General features: G+C 67.4%; 14 protein-coding genes, 1 tRNA gene and 1 pseudogene. 11 read left to right on the top strand and 5 right to left on the bottom strand.

The genetic code is table 11. The annotated features are described in order from the left end of the window. Positions 1-250: 250 nt before the first annotated feature. The 6 genes from AC3IFE_RS12885 (at position 251) to AC3IFE_RS12860 (ending at position 6,644) form a co-directional block, all read left to right on the top strand. Positions 251-337: transfer RNA gene (locus AC3IFE_RS12885), tRNA-Leu, on the top strand. A 326-nt stretch (positions 338-663) separates the two neighbouring features. After that, complete coding sequence (locus tag AC3IFE_RS12880) at positions 664-1,911, top strand: ROK family protein (RefSeq protein WP_301739793.1); 1,248 nt, start codon at positions 664-666, stop codon at positions 1,909-1,911. Continuing rightward, complete coding sequence (locus AC3IFE_RS12875; RefSeq protein ID WP_301739792.1) at positions 1,898-3,451, top strand: sugar ABC transporter ATP-binding protein; 1,554 nt, start codon at positions 1,898-1,900, stop codon at positions 3,449-3,451. The genes AC3IFE_RS12880 and AC3IFE_RS12875 overlap by 14 nt, the downstream gene beginning before the upstream one ends. 43 nt (positions 3,452-3,494) lie before the next feature. Beyond that, entirely contained in the window at positions 3,495-4,532 is a 1,038-nt protein-coding gene (locus AC3IFE_RS12870; protein WP_011545296.1) for an ABC transporter permease subunit, read from the top strand. Between the two features lie 86 nt (positions 4,533-4,618). Then, positions 4,619-5,563 carry an ABC transporter substrate-binding protein gene (locus tag AC3IFE_RS12865; RefSeq protein ID WP_089467335.1) on the top strand — a complete coding sequence of 315 codons (945 nt, stop codon included), beginning with the start codon at positions 4,619-4,621 and terminating at the stop codon, positions 5,561-5,563. Between the two features lie 142 nt (positions 5,564-5,705). Next, positions 5,706-6,644 (top strand): carbohydrate kinase family protein, encoded by a 939-nt coding sequence (locus AC3IFE_RS12860; RefSeq protein WP_489190754.1) that lies wholly within the window; start codon positions 5,706-5,708, stop codon positions 6,642-6,644. Positions 6,645-6,666: 22 nt separating this feature from the next. Here the strand turns inward: AC3IFE_RS12860 and AC3IFE_RS12855 are convergent, their stop codons facing one another. The 3 genes from AC3IFE_RS12855 to AC3IFE_RS12845 all read right to left on the bottom strand — a co-directional run bounded on the left by AC3IFE_RS12855 (position 6,667) and on the right by AC3IFE_RS12845 (position 9,725). Further along, positions 6,667-8,406, bottom strand: a complete 1,740-nt coding sequence (locus tag AC3IFE_RS12855; protein WP_301739790.1) for a SulP family inorganic anion transporter — start codon at positions 8,404-8,406, stop codon at positions 6,667-6,669. A 24-nt stretch (positions 8,407-8,430) separates the two neighbouring features. Continuing rightward, positions 8,431-9,057, bottom strand: coding sequence for a ParB-like protein (locus AC3IFE_RS12850; RefSeq protein WP_301739789.1), 627 nt, complete (start codon positions 9,055-9,057; stop codon positions 8,431-8,433). 125 nt (positions 9,058-9,182) lie between these two features. After that, positions 9,183-9,725 (bottom strand): GNAT family N-acetyltransferase, encoded by a 543-nt coding sequence (locus tag AC3IFE_RS12845; protein WP_089467940.1) that lies wholly within the window; start codon positions 9,723-9,725, stop codon positions 9,183-9,185. 279 nt (positions 9,726-10,004) lie between these two features. Between AC3IFE_RS12845 and AC3IFE_RS12840 the strand changes: the two genes are divergently transcribed. From AC3IFE_RS12840 to AC3IFE_RS12825, 4 genes are all read left to right on the top strand, one after another. Beyond that, a complete protein-coding gene (locus AC3IFE_RS12840) occupies positions 10,005-11,225 on the top strand; it encodes an MFS transporter (protein WP_301739788.1) in 1,221 nt (406 codons plus the stop codon). Positions 11,226-11,440: 215 nt separating this feature from the next. After that, positions 11,441-12,262, top strand: a complete 822-nt coding sequence (locus AC3IFE_RS12835; protein WP_489190753.1) for a TetR/AcrR family transcriptional regulator — start codon at positions 11,441-11,443, stop codon at positions 12,260-12,262. 159 nt (positions 12,263-12,421) lie between these two features. Continuing rightward, on the top strand, positions 12,422-14,176 hold the full coding sequence (locus tag AC3IFE_RS12830; RefSeq protein WP_489190752.1) for an AMP-binding protein: 1,755 nt from the start codon (positions 12,422-12,424) through the stop codon (positions 14,174-14,176). Positions 14,177-14,205: 29 nt separating this feature from the next. Next, on the top strand, positions 14,206-15,123 hold the full coding sequence (locus AC3IFE_RS12825) for a DUF1571 domain-containing protein (RefSeq protein WP_489190751.1): 918 nt from the start codon (positions 14,206-14,208) through the stop codon (positions 15,121-15,123). 27 nt (positions 15,124-15,150) lie between these two features. Here the strand turns inward: AC3IFE_RS12825 and AC3IFE_RS12820 are convergent. After that, a pseudogene (locus tag AC3IFE_RS12820) lies at positions 15,151-15,409 on the bottom strand (hypothetical protein). A 295-nt stretch (positions 15,410-15,704) separates the two neighbouring features. Here AC3IFE_RS12820 and hfq point away from each other — a divergent pair. Then, positions 15,705-16,283, top strand: coding sequence for an RNA chaperone Hfq (hfq, locus tag AC3IFE_RS12815; RefSeq protein ID WP_489190757.1), 579 nt, complete (start codon positions 15,705-15,707; stop codon positions 16,281-16,283). Between the two features lie 84 nt (positions 16,284-16,367). Here hfq and AC3IFE_RS12810 read toward each other — a convergent pair whose 3' ends face one another. After that, positions 16,368-17,075 carry a DUF2968 domain-containing protein gene (locus tag AC3IFE_RS12810; protein ID WP_489190750.1) on the bottom strand — a complete coding sequence of 236 codons (708 nt, stop codon included), beginning with the start codon at positions 17,073-17,075 and terminating at the stop codon, positions 16,368-16,370. Positions 17,076-17,121: the final 46 nt, after the last annotated feature.

Here is a 17,121-nt window from a genome sequence, read left to right as displayed (position 1 = left end):
GAGTCCTCTCCTGGGCACCATCTGTTTTGAAAAGGTCGGCTTTATGCCGGCCTTTTTTCATTTCCAGCCCCGGACTGCACGGTACACGCACCGACATCGATGATTCGCGTCGCCGCAAACCGATCGGCACATCGATCGCCCTGCCCGACCCACTCAACTATTTTCGCTTGCGACACTCAAATAGTGTTGACAGCCCCGAAAGACACGCTATAATTTCGCTTCTTTGCAGCAAGCAGCTACTGCAAAACGTGCCCAGGTGGCGGAATTGGTAGACGCACTAGGTTCAGGTCCTAGCGGTGGCAACATCGTGGAGGTTCGAGTCCTCTCCTGGGCACCATCTGTTTTTGAAAAGGTCGGCTTTATGCCGGCCTTTTTTCATTTCCAGCCCCCTCGCAAAATCGGGTGCGTTGACGGAATTTCCGCATCGCGGACGCAACGCATATCGTCCTGCCACACCCGTACCGCCCCACTTCAGCCGCCGCACACCGCCGATCCGCTTAACGACCGCATCGCGCCCCTTCACTTCGCTGCGGCATGAAACGTCCGTCGCAGAACAAAAAACCGGGATTTCCCTAGGCTGACAGGCCGCCGCTCACGCGGTTAAATAAATCAACGTGATTTATTTAATGCGCCGCCGAGCGGTGCGACATGGAAGGAGACGCCATGAGAAGCCCGCACTCCGGCCAGGGAAGCAATTCGGCCAACGTGCGCCGTTACAACGAGCGCCTGCTGCTGAAGACGCTGCGCCGCGCCGGCAGCGCGTCGAAGGCCGATCTCGCCCGTCTCGCGAGCATGACGGGGACGGCGGTCGGCAGCATCATCGCGTCCCTCGCCGACGCGAAGCTGATCGAATTCGCTGGCCGCACCGAAGGCCAGCGCGGCCAGCCCGCGTCGCTGATCCGCCTCGATCCGCGCGGCGCGTTCGGCATCGGCGTCCATCTCGACCGGATGCGCATCGAGACGGCGCTCGTCAACTTCGCGGGCGACGTGCTCGGCCGCCGCTCGCACGACACGCTGCTCCCCGCACCGGCCGACGTGCTCGAGATCGTGCGTCACGACATCGACGCGATGCAGGCCCTGCTCCCCGACCATGAACGCGCGCGCCTGACCGGCGTCGGCGTCGCGCAGCCGTACAACCTCGGTGCGTGGATGCGCGAGCTCGGCCTCGCGCCCGACACGTTCCGCGCGTGGGAAGACGTCGATTTCGCGGCCGATCTCGGCCGCACGCTGTCGCTGCCCGTATTCGGCGAAAACGACGGCAACGCGGCCGCGATCGCCGAACTGTTCTACGGGTACGGCCGGCAGTGCGACGACTTCGTCTACCTGTTCATCGGGCCGGCGATCGGCGGCGGAATCGCGATCGACGGCGACTGCCTGCGCGGCGTGACCGGCAATGCCGGCGACATCGCGGTGATCCCGGTGCCGCCGAGCCGGCTGGCGTCCGCGCCGCCGCCGCGCGGCCAGTGGGACATCCTGCTCGCGCGCGCATCGCTGCATGCGCTCGTGCGCCACCTGCGCCATCACGGCGAGACGGTCGAGAATCGCGCCGATCTCGAAGCCTGCATCGCCCGCGGCCTGCCGGCCGTCGACGAATGGATCGACGACTGCGTCGACGCGCTCGCGCCGGCGTTGCGCGCGGTGCTGTGCGTGATCGACGCGCCGGTGGTCGTGCTCGACGCCGACACCGACGCGGGCCTGCTCGACGCGGTCACGACCCGCCTGCGCGCGGCGCTGGTGGCCACCGCGCCCGAGGCGCGCGGCACGCCGGTACTCGTGCGCGGCACGTTCGGCGCCGACGCCGGCGCGATCGGCGCCGCCACGCTGCCGATGTTTTTCAACTTCTCTCCGCGGGCCGGCATCCTCAAGGGCGCCCGCACCGATTTGCAGGAGGTCCACCATGTCGCGTTCTGAGTCGCCCCGCCCGCTGCTCGAGATGCGCGGAATCAGCAAGACGTTCCCGGCCGTGCGCGCGCTCGACAACGTCAGCCTCACCGTCTACCCCGGCGAGATCCATTCGCTGATGGGCGAGAACGGCGCGGGCAAATCGACGCTGATGAAGATCCTGTCGGGCGCCTACCGCGCCGACGCCGGCGGCGAGATCCTGATCGACGGCCAACGCATCGACATCGACGGCCCGCTCGCCGCGCGCGATGCCGGCGTCGCGGTGATCTACCAGGAGCTGTGCCTGTCGCCGAACCTGACCGTCGCGGAAAACATCTACATCGGCCGCGAACTGCGCCGCGGCAACCGGCGCTGGGGCACGATCGATCGCGCGGCGATGGCGCGCGGCTGCCAGGACGTGCTCGCGCGCCTGGGCGCCCCGTTCGGCCCCGACACGCTCGTCGACACACTGTCGATCGCCGAGCAGCAGCTCGTCGAAATCGCACGCGCCGTGCACACCCGCGCCCGCATCCTCGTGATGGACGAACCGACCACGCCGCTGTCGTCGCGCGAAACCGAGCATCTGTTCAGCCTGATCCGTCAGTTGCGCGAGGAAGGTCTCGCGATCATCTACATCAGCCATCGGATGGCGGAGATCTACGAACTGTCCGATCGCGTGTCGGTGCTGCGCGACGGCACCTACGTCGGCACGCTGGAGCGCGAAGCGCTGTCGGCCGAGCGGCTCGTCGCGATGATGGTCGGCCGCGACATCTCCGGCTTCTACAAGAAGGAGCACGCGCCGTACGACCCCGGCCACCTGCTGCTGTCGGTCCGCGACATCGCCGACGACGCGCGCGTGCGTGGCTGCAGCCTCGACCTGCACGCCGGCGAGGTGCTCGGCATCGCGGGGCTCGTCGGCGCGGGCCGCACCGAGCTCGCGCGGCTGATCTTCGGGGCCGAGCCGCGCGCGCGCGGCGACGTGAAGCTGGGCGAGCGTACGTTCGGCGCGCACTCGCCGCGCGACGCGATCGACGCGGGGCTCGTCTACCTGACCGAGGACCGCAAGCGCCAGGGCCTGTTCCTCGACATGAGCGTGCGCGACAACATCAACATCTCGGTGTGCAACCGCGATGCGCGGCTCGGTGCGCTCGACCTCGCGCGCGGCGCCGAACGCGCGCGCGACGCCATCGCATCGCTGTCGATCCGCGTCCCGCACGCGAACGTCAACGTCGGCGCGCTGTCGGGCGGCAACCAGCAGAAAGTGCTGCTGTCGCGCCTGCTCGAGACGAAGCCGCGCGTACTGATCCTCGACGAACCGACCCGCGGCGTCGACATCGGCGCGAAATCCGAGATCTACCGGATCATCAACGAACTGGCCCGTGCCGGCGTGGGCGTGATCGTGATCTCGAGCGAACTGCCGGAAATCATCGGCGTCGCCGACCGCGTGCTCGTAATGCGCGAAGGCGAGATCGCCGGCGAACTCGGCGGACATACGCATACGCCGATCACGCAGGAAGCGATCATCGCGCTCGCCACCGGCTCGCAGGCCGAACTGGCCGACGCGCACTGAGCGCCGCCCCTTTTCATTTCACTCTCACATTCAGGCTACCGAAATGATCAACCCGACCAAGCAGCGGAACCTCGCTTCCGCGACCGCCCACCCGGTCGCCAACCGCACGCCCCTAATGCGCGGCGCCGATCATCGCGCCCGCATGCAATCGCTGATCCGCACGGCCGGCATGCTGCCGGTGCTGCTGGTCCTGTGCGTCGGTTTCGGCTTCCTGACCGACGGCTTCTTCACGCTGCAGAACCTGTCGATCGTCACGCAGCAGGCGTCGATCAACATCGTGCTCGCCGCCGGCATGACCTTCGTGATCCTGACCGGCGGCATCGACCTGTCGGTCGGCTCGGTGCTCGCCGCCGCGGCGGTCGCGGCGCTGATCGCGTCGACCATTCCCGGCTGGGGCTGGCTCGGCGTGCCGTTCGCGCTCGTCGTCGGCCTCGTGTTCGGCGCGATCAACGGCGGGCTGATCTCGTTCCTGCGCCTGCCGCCGTTCATCGTCACGCTCGGCGCGATGACGGCCGTGCGCGGCGTCGCGCGCCTGATCGGCAACGACACGACCGTGTTCAACCCGCAACTGCCGTTCGCGTTCATCGGCAACGGCTCGATCCTCGGCGTGCCGTGGCTCGTCGTGATCGCGTGCGCGGTGATCGCGATCTCGTGGTTCATCCTGCGCCGCACGGTGCTCGGGATGCGGATCTATTCGGTCGGCGGCAACCCGGAGGCCGCGCGCCTGTCGGGCATCAACGTGCGGGCGATCCAGATGTTCGTGTATGCGGCGTCGGGCCTGCTCGCCGGGCTCGGCGCGGTGATGTCGGCCGCGCGCCTGTATGCGGCCAACGGTCTGCAGCTCGGCCAGTCGTACGAGCTCGACGCAATCGCCGCGGTGATCCTCGGCGGCACGAGCTTCGTCGGCGGCGTCGGCTCGATCGTCGGCACGCTGATCGGCGCGCTGATCATCGCGGTGCTGACCAACGGCCTCGTGCTGCTCGGCGTGTCCGACATCTGGCAGTACATCATCAAGGGGCTGGTGATCATCGGCGCGGTCGCGCTCGATCGCTATCGCCAGCGCGACTCGGCCCGTACTTGACTCCCTTCCCTCATCGTTCAACCATCGGCGCGCAGGCAGGTCCTCCTGCGCGCGTTCACCAACAGACCTCTCGGAGACACAACGACATGTTCAAGCACACCGCCGCCCTGACCGCCGTCGCCTGCGCACTCGCCTTCGGCGCCGCCGCCGCCCACGCAGCCGACAAGCCGCTGAAATCGATCGGCGTCACGGTCGGGTCGCTCGGCAATCCGTACTTCGTCACGATCGTGAAAGGCGCCGAAGCGCGCGCGAAGCAGCTCAACCCGAATGCGAAGGTCACGGCCGTATCGGCCGACTACGACCTGAACAAGCAATTCACGCAGATCGACAACTTCATCTCCGCGCACGTCGACATGATCCTGCTCAACGCGACCGACCCCAAGGCGATCGAGCCGGCGGTGAAGAAGGCGCAGGCGGCCGGCATCACGGTCGTCGCGGTGGACGTCGCCGCGGCCGGCGCGAACGCGACCGTGCAGACCAACAACGTGAAGGCCGGCGAACTCGCGTGCGACTACCTCGCGAAGAAGCTGAACGGCAAGGGCAACGTGATCATCGAGAACGGGCCGCAGGTGTCGGCCGTGATCGATCGCGTGAACGGCTGCAAGGCCGTACTCGCGAAGAACCCGGGCATCAAGCTGCTGTCGAGCGACCAGGACGGCAAGGGCTCGCGCGAAGGCGGGATGAACGCGATGCAGGGCTACCTGACGCGCTTTCCGAAGCTCGACGGCGTGTTCACGATCAACGACCCGCAGGCGATCGGCAGCGATCTCGCGGCGAAACAGCTGAACCGCCCGAACATCGTGATCACGTCGGTCGACGGCGCGCCGGACATCGAGGTCGCGCTCAAGTCGAACACGCTCGTGCAGGCGTCGTCGAGCCAGGATCCGTGGGCGATGGCGCAGCAGGCCGTCAACGTCGGCTACGGGATCATGAACGGCCAGAAGCCGGCCAATCCGATGATCCTGATCGAGCCGACGCTCGTCACGCGCGACAACGTGAAGACCTACAAGGGCTGGAGTTCGCCGCGCTGATCGCGGCGATCGCGCCGCCCGCCCGCGAGGCCGGGCGGTGCCGGGCCGCGTCGCCGCGCGCGACGGCCCGCACTGCCCGCCTGTTCAGATTCAGATCAACCGCCGCACGGCCGCGCGCGACGCCGCGGCACAAGGTATCAACATGACGACGACGTTTCCCCGCCTGATCGTTTTCGGCGAAGCGCTGACCGATTTCATTCGCGACGACGCGCAGCACTGGCACAGCGTCGCCGGCGGCTCGTGCTGGAACGTCGCGCGCGTCGGCGCGCGACTCGGCGTGCCGACGGCCTTCGCCGGCACGGTCAGCCGCGACACCTTCGGCGACGAGCTGATGCGCAAGAGCGCCGATGCAGGGCTCGACATGCGCTTCATCCGGCAGGTCGACCGCGCGCCGCTGCTCGCGATGGTCGTGTCGAAGCAGCCGCCCGACTATTTCTTCATCGGCGAAAACAGCGCCGATCTCGCGTTCGATCCGGCCGACTTGCCGGCAGGCGCGTTCGATGCGGCCGACATCGTGCACGTCGGCTCGCTCGGCGTCGTGCGCGAGCCGCTCGCGTCGCGCCTGATCGCGCTCGCGCAGGCCGCGCGCGCCGCCGGCAAGCGGATCTCGTTCGATCCGAACTTCCGCGCGCCGATGGCCGCGCCGTCGTATCGCGACACGCTGCGCCGGCTGACCGCGCTTGCCGACTGGATCAAGGTATCCGACGAAGATCTGCGCGGGCTGTTTCCCGAACTCGACGAAGCGGCCGCGCTCGCGCAACTGCGTGCATGGGCGCCCGACGCGACGATGCTCGTCACGCGCGGCGCAGCCGGCATGCAGTTGCTGCATCGCGATACCGTGCTGTTCCAACCCGCGTTCCCGACCGAGGTGGCCGATACGGTCGGCTGCGGCGATGCGAGCATCGGCGGCTGGCGCGCGAGCCAGCTTGCGCGGCCCGACGCGACGGACGCCGAGCATCTGCGCTACGCGGCCGCGTGCGCGGCCGTCGCCTGTGAACACGCAGGCGCCTATGCGCCGACGGCCGCGGAAGTGACCGACATGATCGAGCGTACCGCCGCCAGCGCCGCGCTTTCGCAATAGACGGCGCCGACGCGCCGCGCCGTCACGCGGCGTTCGTGCCGCCGCTGCCGTCCCTGCCGTTCGGCGGCCTGCCGGCCTGCAGCAGTTGCAGGCTTTCATCGACGCTCAGTTCCGACATCGCGTCGTCGTGCAGCGTACCGTCCGCCGCGCGGCGCAGTGCATGCAGCGCGTGCACCTTGAGCCGGACCAGCGCGAGCCGCAGCCCGCGCGCCGCGCATTCGGCCGCGAACGTGCGCAACGATTCGATCGTCGTGCCGTCGACATCGGGCGTTTCCTCGAGGCTCAGCATCACGGTATGCGTGTCCGGCGCGGCCTTCATCAGCGCCCGCACGCGATTGAGCATCGGGTCCGCGTTCGCGAAGAACAACTGCGCCTCGGGCCGCACGATCAGCACGCCCGGCACCGGCTTCGCATCGGCATGGCTCGCGACGTCGACGAAATCGTGGCTGTCGCGCAACCGGCCGAGCACGCTGACGTTCGGCTCCGACAACTTGCGCAGCGTCAGCAGCAGGCTCACGCCGATGGCCGCGAGCAGCCCGTGCAGCACGCCGAGCACGAGCACCGCGAGCAGCGCCGCGATCACGACGAGCCGGTCGCGATGCCAGGCCCAGTACGGCCGGAACACGGACGGATGCAGCGAATGGCTGACCGCGAAGATCACGATCGCCGCGAGCACCGGCTCGGGCGTGCGCGCAAGTTGCGGCAGCAGCAGCCAGACGATCAGCGCGACCACGCCGGCCGCCCACAGGCCGGCCACGCGCGACTGTGCGCCGGCCGCCTCGTTCGCGGACGTCGCCGAATAACCGGCGCCGACCGGCATCCCGTGCAACAGGCCCGACACGAGGTTCGCGCAGCCGAGCGCTACGAGGTCGCGGTTCGGCGACACGGTATCGCCGTGCTTCAGCGCGAAATTGCGGATCGATCCGTACGATTCCGCATAGAGGATCAGCATCAGCGCGAAGGCGAGTTCGACCGTCTGCATCCACGCATTCCGGTCGAGATGCGGCAGGCCGAATTCGACGTGCCGGAAGTCGATATGGCCGACGATCGCGATTCCGTACCGCTGCCAGTCGATCGCGTAACCCGCCGCGATCGACAGCACGATCACGACGAGCGTCGCCGGCACGCGCGAGCTGCGGCCGAGCACGAACAGCAGCGCGAGTGCCGTCGCGCCGAGCACGACGCTCGCGAGATTCGCGTGCGGCGCGCCGGCGAACAGGTCGAGCACGACGTGCGGCGCATCGCTGTGCTGCACGGAGATCGCGAGAATCTTCGGCAGCTGCTTGATGACGATCGTCAGCGCAAGCCCGAACGTGAAGCCGCGCAGCACCGGCCGCGCGACGAAATCCGACATGCCGCCGAGCCGCGCGACGCCAGCCAGGATGAACAGCACGCCCGTCATCGCGACGAGCGCCGCCGCCAGCGCGAGCTGCGCGGCCAGCGCCATCCCCGATTCGGCGAGCACGGTCGCCGCGAGCACCGCGGCCGACGACGACGTCGACGACACGATCGCGAAGCGGCTGCTGCCCGTCAGCGCATAGACGACCAGCCCCGACAGCAGTGCGATCAGGCCGGCCTGCGGCGGCAGGTTGGCGAGCCCCGCATACGCGACCGCCTCCGGAATCAGCAGGCCGGCGATCGACAGACCGGCCAGCGCATCGAGGCCGACGCGCCGCGTGCGCGGCACGGCCGGCGCGTCGATCGTCGCGAAATGGTCCGGATGCTGCGGGCCGGTGTCGGGGCGGATCGGAGCGATCGTCATGAGGCGGTGCGCGCCATGCGCCGGTCAGGGTTTGACGGCAATCACGCCCGACCAGCCGGGCAGATAGCGCGCATCCTGGTCGTGCGCGCGATGCAGCGCGACATCGAGCGCCTTCGCGAAATTCTTGCGGATCTGATCGAGCGACACGTGCTGGCGCAGATAGTCGGCCCACAGGAATTCGCTGAACGGCGTCGCGTCCTTCGCGTAGCCGCCCGCCGTGCGCAACTCGCCGGCGAGGCTGCGGTACGGATCGTCCTCGAGGCCCGTCAGCACCTTCGGCAAATGCGCATAGTCGCGCCGCGAGCCGTCAGGGCCGAACGGATGCACCCACTGGTTGTGTTCCATCATCCGCCAGAAAATCGTGTCGTCGAGCCACGACAGATCCTTCAGCAGCATCGCGTTCACCTGCGACTCGCCCTCCTCGATCAGCGCGAGGCCGAGATGGTGGTGATCGGTGATGTAGTGCAACCCGTCCGGGCCGAGGACGGCCGGGAACCAGTGCGATTCGATCGCGGCCCTGCGGGCGCGCTTGTTCAGCGCCTTCCAGTGCTTGCGCTTCGCTTTGACCTCGCGATAGCCGACCGTCATCTGGGTCGGACGCAGCGCGTCGAGCCTGACGGGAATGAGATGAACGTCGTTGCCGAGTGCCATGGTCGTACCCCATGTAGCGAAATTCCGGCAACGATACTCCTGAACGCGCGCGCCGTTAATCCGTCGTGATCGCGATGCGCGCTCGGTCGACGATCTCCGACATCTGCCGCGTGCACGACGCCGCGCTACGCGCGCAGATCGTCGCGTTCGAGACGATGCCGAATGTATGGCATGCCGTCGTGCACGATGCTCACCCGCCGCATCCCGAGCTTGCGCGCCACGTTCAGCGAGCCGCTGTTGGCCTCCGCGATGTCGGCGATCACGCGCGGCAGGCGCACGGTGTCGAACGCGTGCCGCACGACGGCCGCCGCGGCCTCGCTCGCGATGCCGCGCCCCCACGTCGCACGCACGAGCCGCCAGCCGATCTCGACGTCGCGCGACCCGTCCTTGTAGTCGGGAATCAGCAGGATCCAGCCGATGAACACCTCGGGCGCGGCCTTCTCGAAGATCGACCAGTAGCCGAGGCCCGGCGGATAGTCGCGCGTGATCCGGTGCGTGACGAAGCGGCGATGCTCGTCGGGGTCGTGCCACGGGCCCGCGATGTGGCGCGTGACCTCGGGATCGCGATCCATCTCGATGCATGCATCGAGATCGGCCAGCACGCGCGGACGCAGCCACAGCCGTGCGGTTTCGAGCACGGGCAACGTGTCGGCGGAACGGTCGGTCATCGGGACTCCTGATTCGGTGACGACGCACAGCGAGCGCATTACAGAACTGATACAAAAAGCCTTCCGGAATGATACAGAGACCTGTCGCGCACCTCGCGCGGCTCCGTTTCCGTTTCCGAAACAGTGCATTTCATAGGGATTATTCCCGATTCGCGGTTATCGCGCCCCACATCGCACGGCGCGCAAGCCTACACTCGATCAGTGCCCCGCGCCGCGCGCGCGCCGGGCCGGCATCCGCATGCACATCGCGAGCGCGCAAGCCAACGAGGAGACCCGCACATGAGCTGGACCCGCGAGCAACGCAACGTCACGATCGCCGCCTACCTGGGCTGGACGCTCGATGCATTCGATTTTTTCCTGATGGTTTTCGTGCTGAAGGACATCGCCGCGGAATTCGCGTCGACGATCCCCGCCGTCGCGTTCGCGCTCACGCTGACGCTCGCGATGCGCCCGCTCGGCGCGCTGATTTTCGGCCGGCTCGCCGACCGCTTCGGTCGCCGCCCCACGCTGATGATCAACATCGCGTGCTATTCGCTGCTCGAGCTTGCGTCGGGTTTCGCGCCGAGCCTGACCGCGCTGCTCGTGCTGCGCGCGCTGTTCGGCATCGCGATGGGCGGCGAATGGGGCGTCGGCTCCGCGCTGACGATGGAGACCGTGCCGACCCACGCGCGCGGCTTCGTGTCCGGGCTGCTGCAGGCCGGCTACCCGAGCGGCTATCTGCTCGCGTCGGTCGTGTTCGGCCTGTTCTACCAGACCATCGGCTGGCGCGGGATGTTCATGGTCGGCGTGCTGCCCGCGCTGCTCGTGCTGTACGTGCGTGCGCACGTGCCCGAATCGCCGGCCTGGAAACAGATGGAGAAGCGAGCGCGCCCGAGCCTAGGCGCCACGCTGAAGCAGAACTGGAAGCTCACGATCTACGCGATCGTGCTGATGACCGCGTTCAACTTCTTCTCGCACGGCACGCAGGATCTCTATCCGACCTTCCTGCGCGAACAGCATCACTTCGATCCGCATACCGTGTCGTGGATCACGATCGTGCTGAACGTCGGCGCGATCGTCGGCGGCCTGTCGTTCGGTTCGATCTCGGAGCGGATCGGCCGGCGCCGCGCGATCTTCATCGCCGCGCTGATCGCGCTGCCCGTGCTGCCGCTGTGGGCGTTCTCGAGCGGCCCGGTCGCACTCGCCGCCGGCGCGTTCCTGATGCAGATCTCGGTACAGGGCGCGTGGGGCGTGATACCGGTTCACCTGAACGAGATCTCGCCCGACGAGATCCGCGCGACCTTTCCCGGCGTCGTCTACCAGCTCGGCAACCTGCTCGCGTCGGGCAACGCGACGATACAGGCGTCGCTCGCCGTGTCGAACGGTAACAACTACAGCTTCGCGCTCGCACTCGTGGCCGGCATCGTCGCCGTCGCGATCGCCGTGCTGATCCTGTTCAGCCGCGAACGGCGCGGCATCGACATGACGCAATCGGTCAATACGCGTACCACCGCCGGGTGAACCCGCACGTTGCGGCACCGCGTCATCGCGCGCGCCCCGCCCTGTCGGGCGCGGGTGCCGCGCTTTCCGCACCTGCACATCGAACTAGAGGAATTGATCCAGATTCCGCGCTTGCCCGGTCCGCGCGCGATTTTTTATCTTAATAAAAACGACTGTTTGAATCAGATAATCAAATCACCTGTTCGCGGCCGGGAAACCGGCATGGGAGGCGGAACATGGCAGTAAGTCAGGACGGGCGGCCATCCGCGGGACGGCCGTCTGGGGCACGGTCATCCGGCACGCGGCAGACCGGCGGGACGAAGGCGCGCATTCTCGATGCGGCCGAGGACCTGTTCATCGAACATGGCTTCGAAGCGATGTCGATGCGGCAGATCACGTCGCGCGCGACGGTCAATCTCGCCGCGGTCAACTACCACTTCGGCAGCAAGGAAGCGCTGATCCACGCGATGCTGTCGCGCCGGCTCGACCAGCTGAACCAGGAACGCCTCGGCATCCTCGACCGCTTCGATGCGCAACTCGGCACGCACATCACGTGCGAGCACGTGCTCGGCGCGATGTTCATTCCGGCGCTGAAGGCATCGCGCAATCCCGAACGCGGCGGCCCCGGGTTCCTGCGGCTGATCGGTCGTGCGTACACCGATCCTTCGCCGTTCGTGCGCAACTTCCTGACCGCGCATTACGCGAGCGTCGCGGGCCGCTTCTTCGACGCGTTCCAGCGCGCGCTGCCGCACCTGCCGCGCACCGAGCTCGGCTGGCGGCTGCACTTCGCGATCGGCGCGCTGTCGGGCGCGCTCGCGGGCGCCGAGACGGAAAGCCTGATCGACGAGTTCTCGCAAGGCCGCACGATGAACGACGTGCAGATGATCGCGCGGCTGTCGTCGCTGATCGTCGCCGCGTTGAAGGCGCCGATGCCCGACAGCGCGCAACTGTCGATCTTCGCGGCGGTGCTCGACGACGCGGGCGCGAGCGAAGCGTTCGGGCTGCCGCAGTCGGGCACGCCAGCCGCCGAGGCGGCCACGCTGCATTCCACGAACTGAGCGCGCGAGGCCACGCGCGGCTTCCTGTTCATGATTTGATTGATACGCGCGGTCGGACGCGGCGTCTCGAGACGCCCGCGTCGACCAGCCGCGAAGCACGGGGCGTGGGCCGGCGCTGACGCGCGGGCCCGCACCGAAAGCCAAGACCGGAGACACGTCATGTCATCTTCCGCAGCAACCACCTCGGCCCAGATTCCGCCGAACACCGACGCCGTCTGGTACGCGTCGTACCCGCCCGGCGTTCCGCACGAGATCGACGTCACGCAATACGCGTCGCTCGTGCAGTTCTTCGACGAATGCACGACCCGCTTCGCCGACCGCGTCGCTTACGTGAGCGCCGGCGCGTCGATGACATACCGCACGCTCGCGCAGAAGGTCGACGCATTCGCGTCGTATCTGCAAAGCGTTGGCGTGAAGCCCGGCGACCGCGTCGCGATCATGCTGCCGAACACGTTCCAGTATCCGGTCGCGCTGTTCGGCACGCTGAAGGCCGGCGCGATCGTCGTCAACGTGAACCCGCTCTACACCGCGCGCGAACTCGCGCATCAGTTGAAGGACAGCGGCGCGCAGACGATCGTCGTGTTCGAGAACTTCGCGCGCACGCTGCAGGACGCGCTGCCGGAAACGCAGGTGAAGCACATCGTCGTCACGGCGCTCGGCGACCTGCTCGCCGACGGCTTCAACGCGAAAGGACGCCTGATCAATTTCGTGCTGAAGCACGTGAAGAAGCTCGTGCCGGACTACCGCCTGCCGCAGGCGATCCGGCTGCGCTCCGCCCTTGCGCTCGGCGCGCGCGGCAAGCCGCAGCCGGTGCAGACCACGCGCGACGATCTCGCGTTCCTGCAGTACACGGGCGGCACGACCGGCGTCGCGAAAGGCGCGATGCTCACGCACGGCAACCTGATCGCGAACCTGCTGCAGGCGAAGGCCTGGATCGCCGACCAGGTGTCGGGCGACGTCGAAACCGTGCTCACGCCGCTGCCGCTCTATCACATCTATTCGCTGACGGTGAACGCGTTCATCTTCATGGGGCTCGGCGGGCGCAACATCCTGATCGCGAACCCGCGCGACATGAAGATGGTGATGAAGATCATCCGCCACGAGACGTTTACGGGTATCACCGGCATCAACACGCTGTACAACGCGTTCCTCGACAACGAGGAATTCCGCCAGCGCGACTTCTCGAAGCTCAAGCTCGCGATGGCGGGCGGGATGGCGATGCAGCGCGCGGTCGCCGAACGCTTCCAGCAGGTGACGGGCCGGCCGGTGGTCGAAGGCTACGGCCTCACCGAGTGTTCGCCGATCGTCACGATGAATCCCGTGGACCTGAACGACATGGCCGCGTTCAGCGGTTCGATCGGGCTGCCCGCGCCGTCGACCGTCGTGCGCTTTCGTCGCGAGGACGGCACCTGGGCCGCGATCGGCGAGCCGGGGGAGCTGTGCGTGCATGGCCCGCAGGTGATGCGCGGCTACTGGCAGCGACCCGACGAGACGGCGAAGGTGATCGACGCCGACGGCTGGCTCGCCACCGGCGACATCGGCGTGATGGACGAGCGCGGCTTCATCCGCCTGATCGACCGCAAGAAGGACATGATCCTCGTGTCGGGCTTCAACGTCTATCCGAACGAGATCGAGGAAGTGCTCGTGATGCATCCCGGCATCAGCGAAGCCGCGGCGATCGGCATTCCGGACGAGGTCCAGGGCGAACGGATCAAGGTGTTCGTCGTGCGGCGCGACCCGTCGCTGACGGCCGAGGACGTGCTCGCGCACTGCCGCAAGAACCTGACCGGCTACAAGATGCCGAAATTCGTCGAGTTCCGCGACGCGCTGCCGCAGACGAACGTCGGCAAGATCCTGCGCCGCGCATTGCGCGACGAGGAACTCGCCAAATTCAAGGCCGCGAAGCAAGGCTGAACGATCCATCGCTCCGGGAGACGCTGTCGATGAACGAAGGAATGAAACGCCGCGCGCGGCGTGCCGCCGTGGCGGCCGTCGCGTGCGCGCTGTCGCTCGCGCAAGCCGGGCTGCACGCACAGGAAACCACCGGCGCCGCGAGCGCGGCGCAGGCGGTCGCACTGCCCGCGGACCTCGCGAAGATCACGCACGAGCCGGTTGCGCAACAGGCGCGCTGGCTGCGCACGGCGGCCCAGCGCGGCACGCTCGCGCAACTCGACGACGCGACGCTCACCGCACTCTTCAAGGCGCTCGATCCGCTCGCCGTGCCGCTCTACATCCGTAACGGCCCGAACGGCTATCCGTCCTACCAGTTCACGATGGTGCGCCAGGAGCGCATCAACGGAAAATGGCCCGACACGCCCGACCGCATGCTCGTGAAGACGACCCGCGAGCCGCTGCGCGTGTATGCGAAATGGCTGCCGGGCGGCGCGCACGCCGGACAGGAAATCATCTACGACACGACGCAGCGCAAGGACGAGATGTACGGCCATCTCGGCGGCCTGCTCGGCAAGATCCCGCTGTGGACGGCGATCGACGGCGCGCTGGCGCGCGCCCAGTCGAATCATCAGGTGAAGGATCTCGGCACCGAGTTCATCGCCAACCTGTACCTGGCCGAAGGGAAGAAATACGTGGAAGCCGGCGTGCAACGGCCGACCGATGTGGAGGCCAAAACGATCGACGGCGTGCGCGTCGTCGCGCTCACCTATGAAACGCCGACCGGCCGGCCGCAGTTCTATGCGAAAAAGGAAGTGCTGGGGCTCGACCTGCATGCTCCCTATTTCCGGACCGTCGAATCCTATGACAACGACGGCAGGATCTTCGAGCGGATCGTCATCGAGAAAATCGCGCCGACGCCCCTCGACGACACCGCATTCGACCCGAAAAACCCCGACTACGCGTTCTGACGTGCGTCGGCGGCGGGCGCCACGGGCTCAATCGTCATCGTCGTCGTGGTGCCGATGCCAGTTGTCATGGTGCTTGCGCCACTTGCGGCAGCGATCGTCGTCGTCATCGCCATACCGGTAGCCCGGATAGGCGACGGCGCGCCACATAGACCGGCGCCGGCTCGACATAGACCGGAGCGACCGGTACGCCGATGCCGACCGACAGGTCGACATGCCCCGCCATTGCACTACCGGAAACGAGCCACGCCATGCTCCCGATCACCGCTGCCACTGGCCTCTTGTTCATGCTCCGCATCCCTGATAAGCCGGCCCGCCCGGCTCGTGCGACCAATGTAAGCGCGGCGCGCGCACCAAGGTGATGCGGGGTTGCGAGAGCCGTAACGCAGCGTGACGAAACGGCTTCGGCCGTTCGGCCTAATCGCGAAAATGCGCCGGAACGTCTATAGTGGGTTACGGTTCGACACAATCGCGACTGCGCGCTCCCCTATCGAACAGGGTAGAATTCCGCCAAACGCGTTGTGGACGAACACGCCACACACACGCACAACATATTCTCTGACGCAGGCTCCTGCCGCACCTCAATGGCCAATCCCGCAGAATCCCATCCGCAAAACGACTTCATCAATTCGGCGCGCAAGGAACGTAAGCGTGTTGAAATCTATCTCGTCAACGGCATTCGTCTGACGGGGTGTATCGAGTCGTTCGACCAGTATCTGGTGATGCTGCGCACCCCCGTGGGTCTGCAAGGCATCTACAAGCGCGCGATTTCCACGATCCAGCTCGACACGGGCGGCTCGCGCCCGGGCGGCGGCGGCCCCCGCGGCCCGCGCACCGGTGGTCGCCCCGGCGGCCGTGAAGGCGGCGGTCACAGCCCGTACGGCTCGCACGGCGGCCCGCGCGAATCGCGCGGCGACGGCGGCTACGGCTCGCGCGAGCCGCGTGAAAGCTACGGTTCGCGCGAACCCCGCGAGGGCTACGGCTCGCGTGAGCCGCGCGAAGGCTACGGCGCACCGCGCGAGCCGCGTGAACCGCGCGAAAGCTACGGCGCGTCGCGCGACACCGGCGACGCCTCCGGCAACACCGCGCCGTCGGATTCCCGCAGCGGCAACGGGCCGGTGATCGTGACGCGCCGCCGGCGAATCGTGCCGGACGGCCAGTAAAACAAAAAGGGCAAGCCAACCGGCTTGCCCTTTTCACTGGTGCGGCCGGCGCGGCACGTCGCCGCATTGCCGCCGTTACCGGGTTCAGCGTGCCGTCGTCGGCAGGCCCGCGTCGGCCTCGCGCTGCAGCGAACGCACTTGCTGCTGCAACGCCCGCAGTTGCGACTGAAGTTCAGCCTGCTGTGCCTGCAGCGTCGCGGTTTCGCTTCGCACGCTCTTCTGGCGATCCGCCACCGCCGCCTGCTGCTGGCGGGCGATCGAGATGTCCGCCTGCAGACGCCGCGCGCGGTCCTGCGCGACTTCGATCTGCTTGTCCATCTGCGCCTTCTGCGATTCGAGCTTCGCCGCGCGCAGTTCGTCGACGGCCAGCCGCTCCGCCTGGTGCGAGAAGTCGCGATAGATCGCTTCCGCCCGCGCTTCGTTGTACGTCTTGATCACGCGCCAGAATGCCTTCTGCTGGAACAGCGCGACGAAGTACGCACCGTCCTTGACGTTGAACAGCAGGCTCGCACCGTAGCTGCCGTTGTAGCTCGTGCGCATTTCCGTCAGCGAATGCGCCTGGATCTGGCGCTGCAAATCGTCGACCGTGCTCGGCCCCGTCGACTCGCCGGCCTGCGGCTGCATCGACGTCTGTGCCTGCGAATCGATCACCGGAATCGCGGCCACCGGCGCCGACGCCGGCTGCACCGCCGATGAATCGCTGCCTGCCAGCCCCTGCGCGAACGCGCCTTGCATGCCTCCTACCAGGGCGAGCAATACGCTCACCCGCCCCAACCCCGTCATATGGCTCATGAAGTTCTATTCCCGCCCGAGTCGTTGTAATTCAACGCGATTTTAT

The sequence above is a fragment of the Burkholderia sp. APQ4-4ca genome, from assembly GCF_057837105.1.
This window is presented reverse-complemented; position numbering and strand designations above follow the sequence as displayed.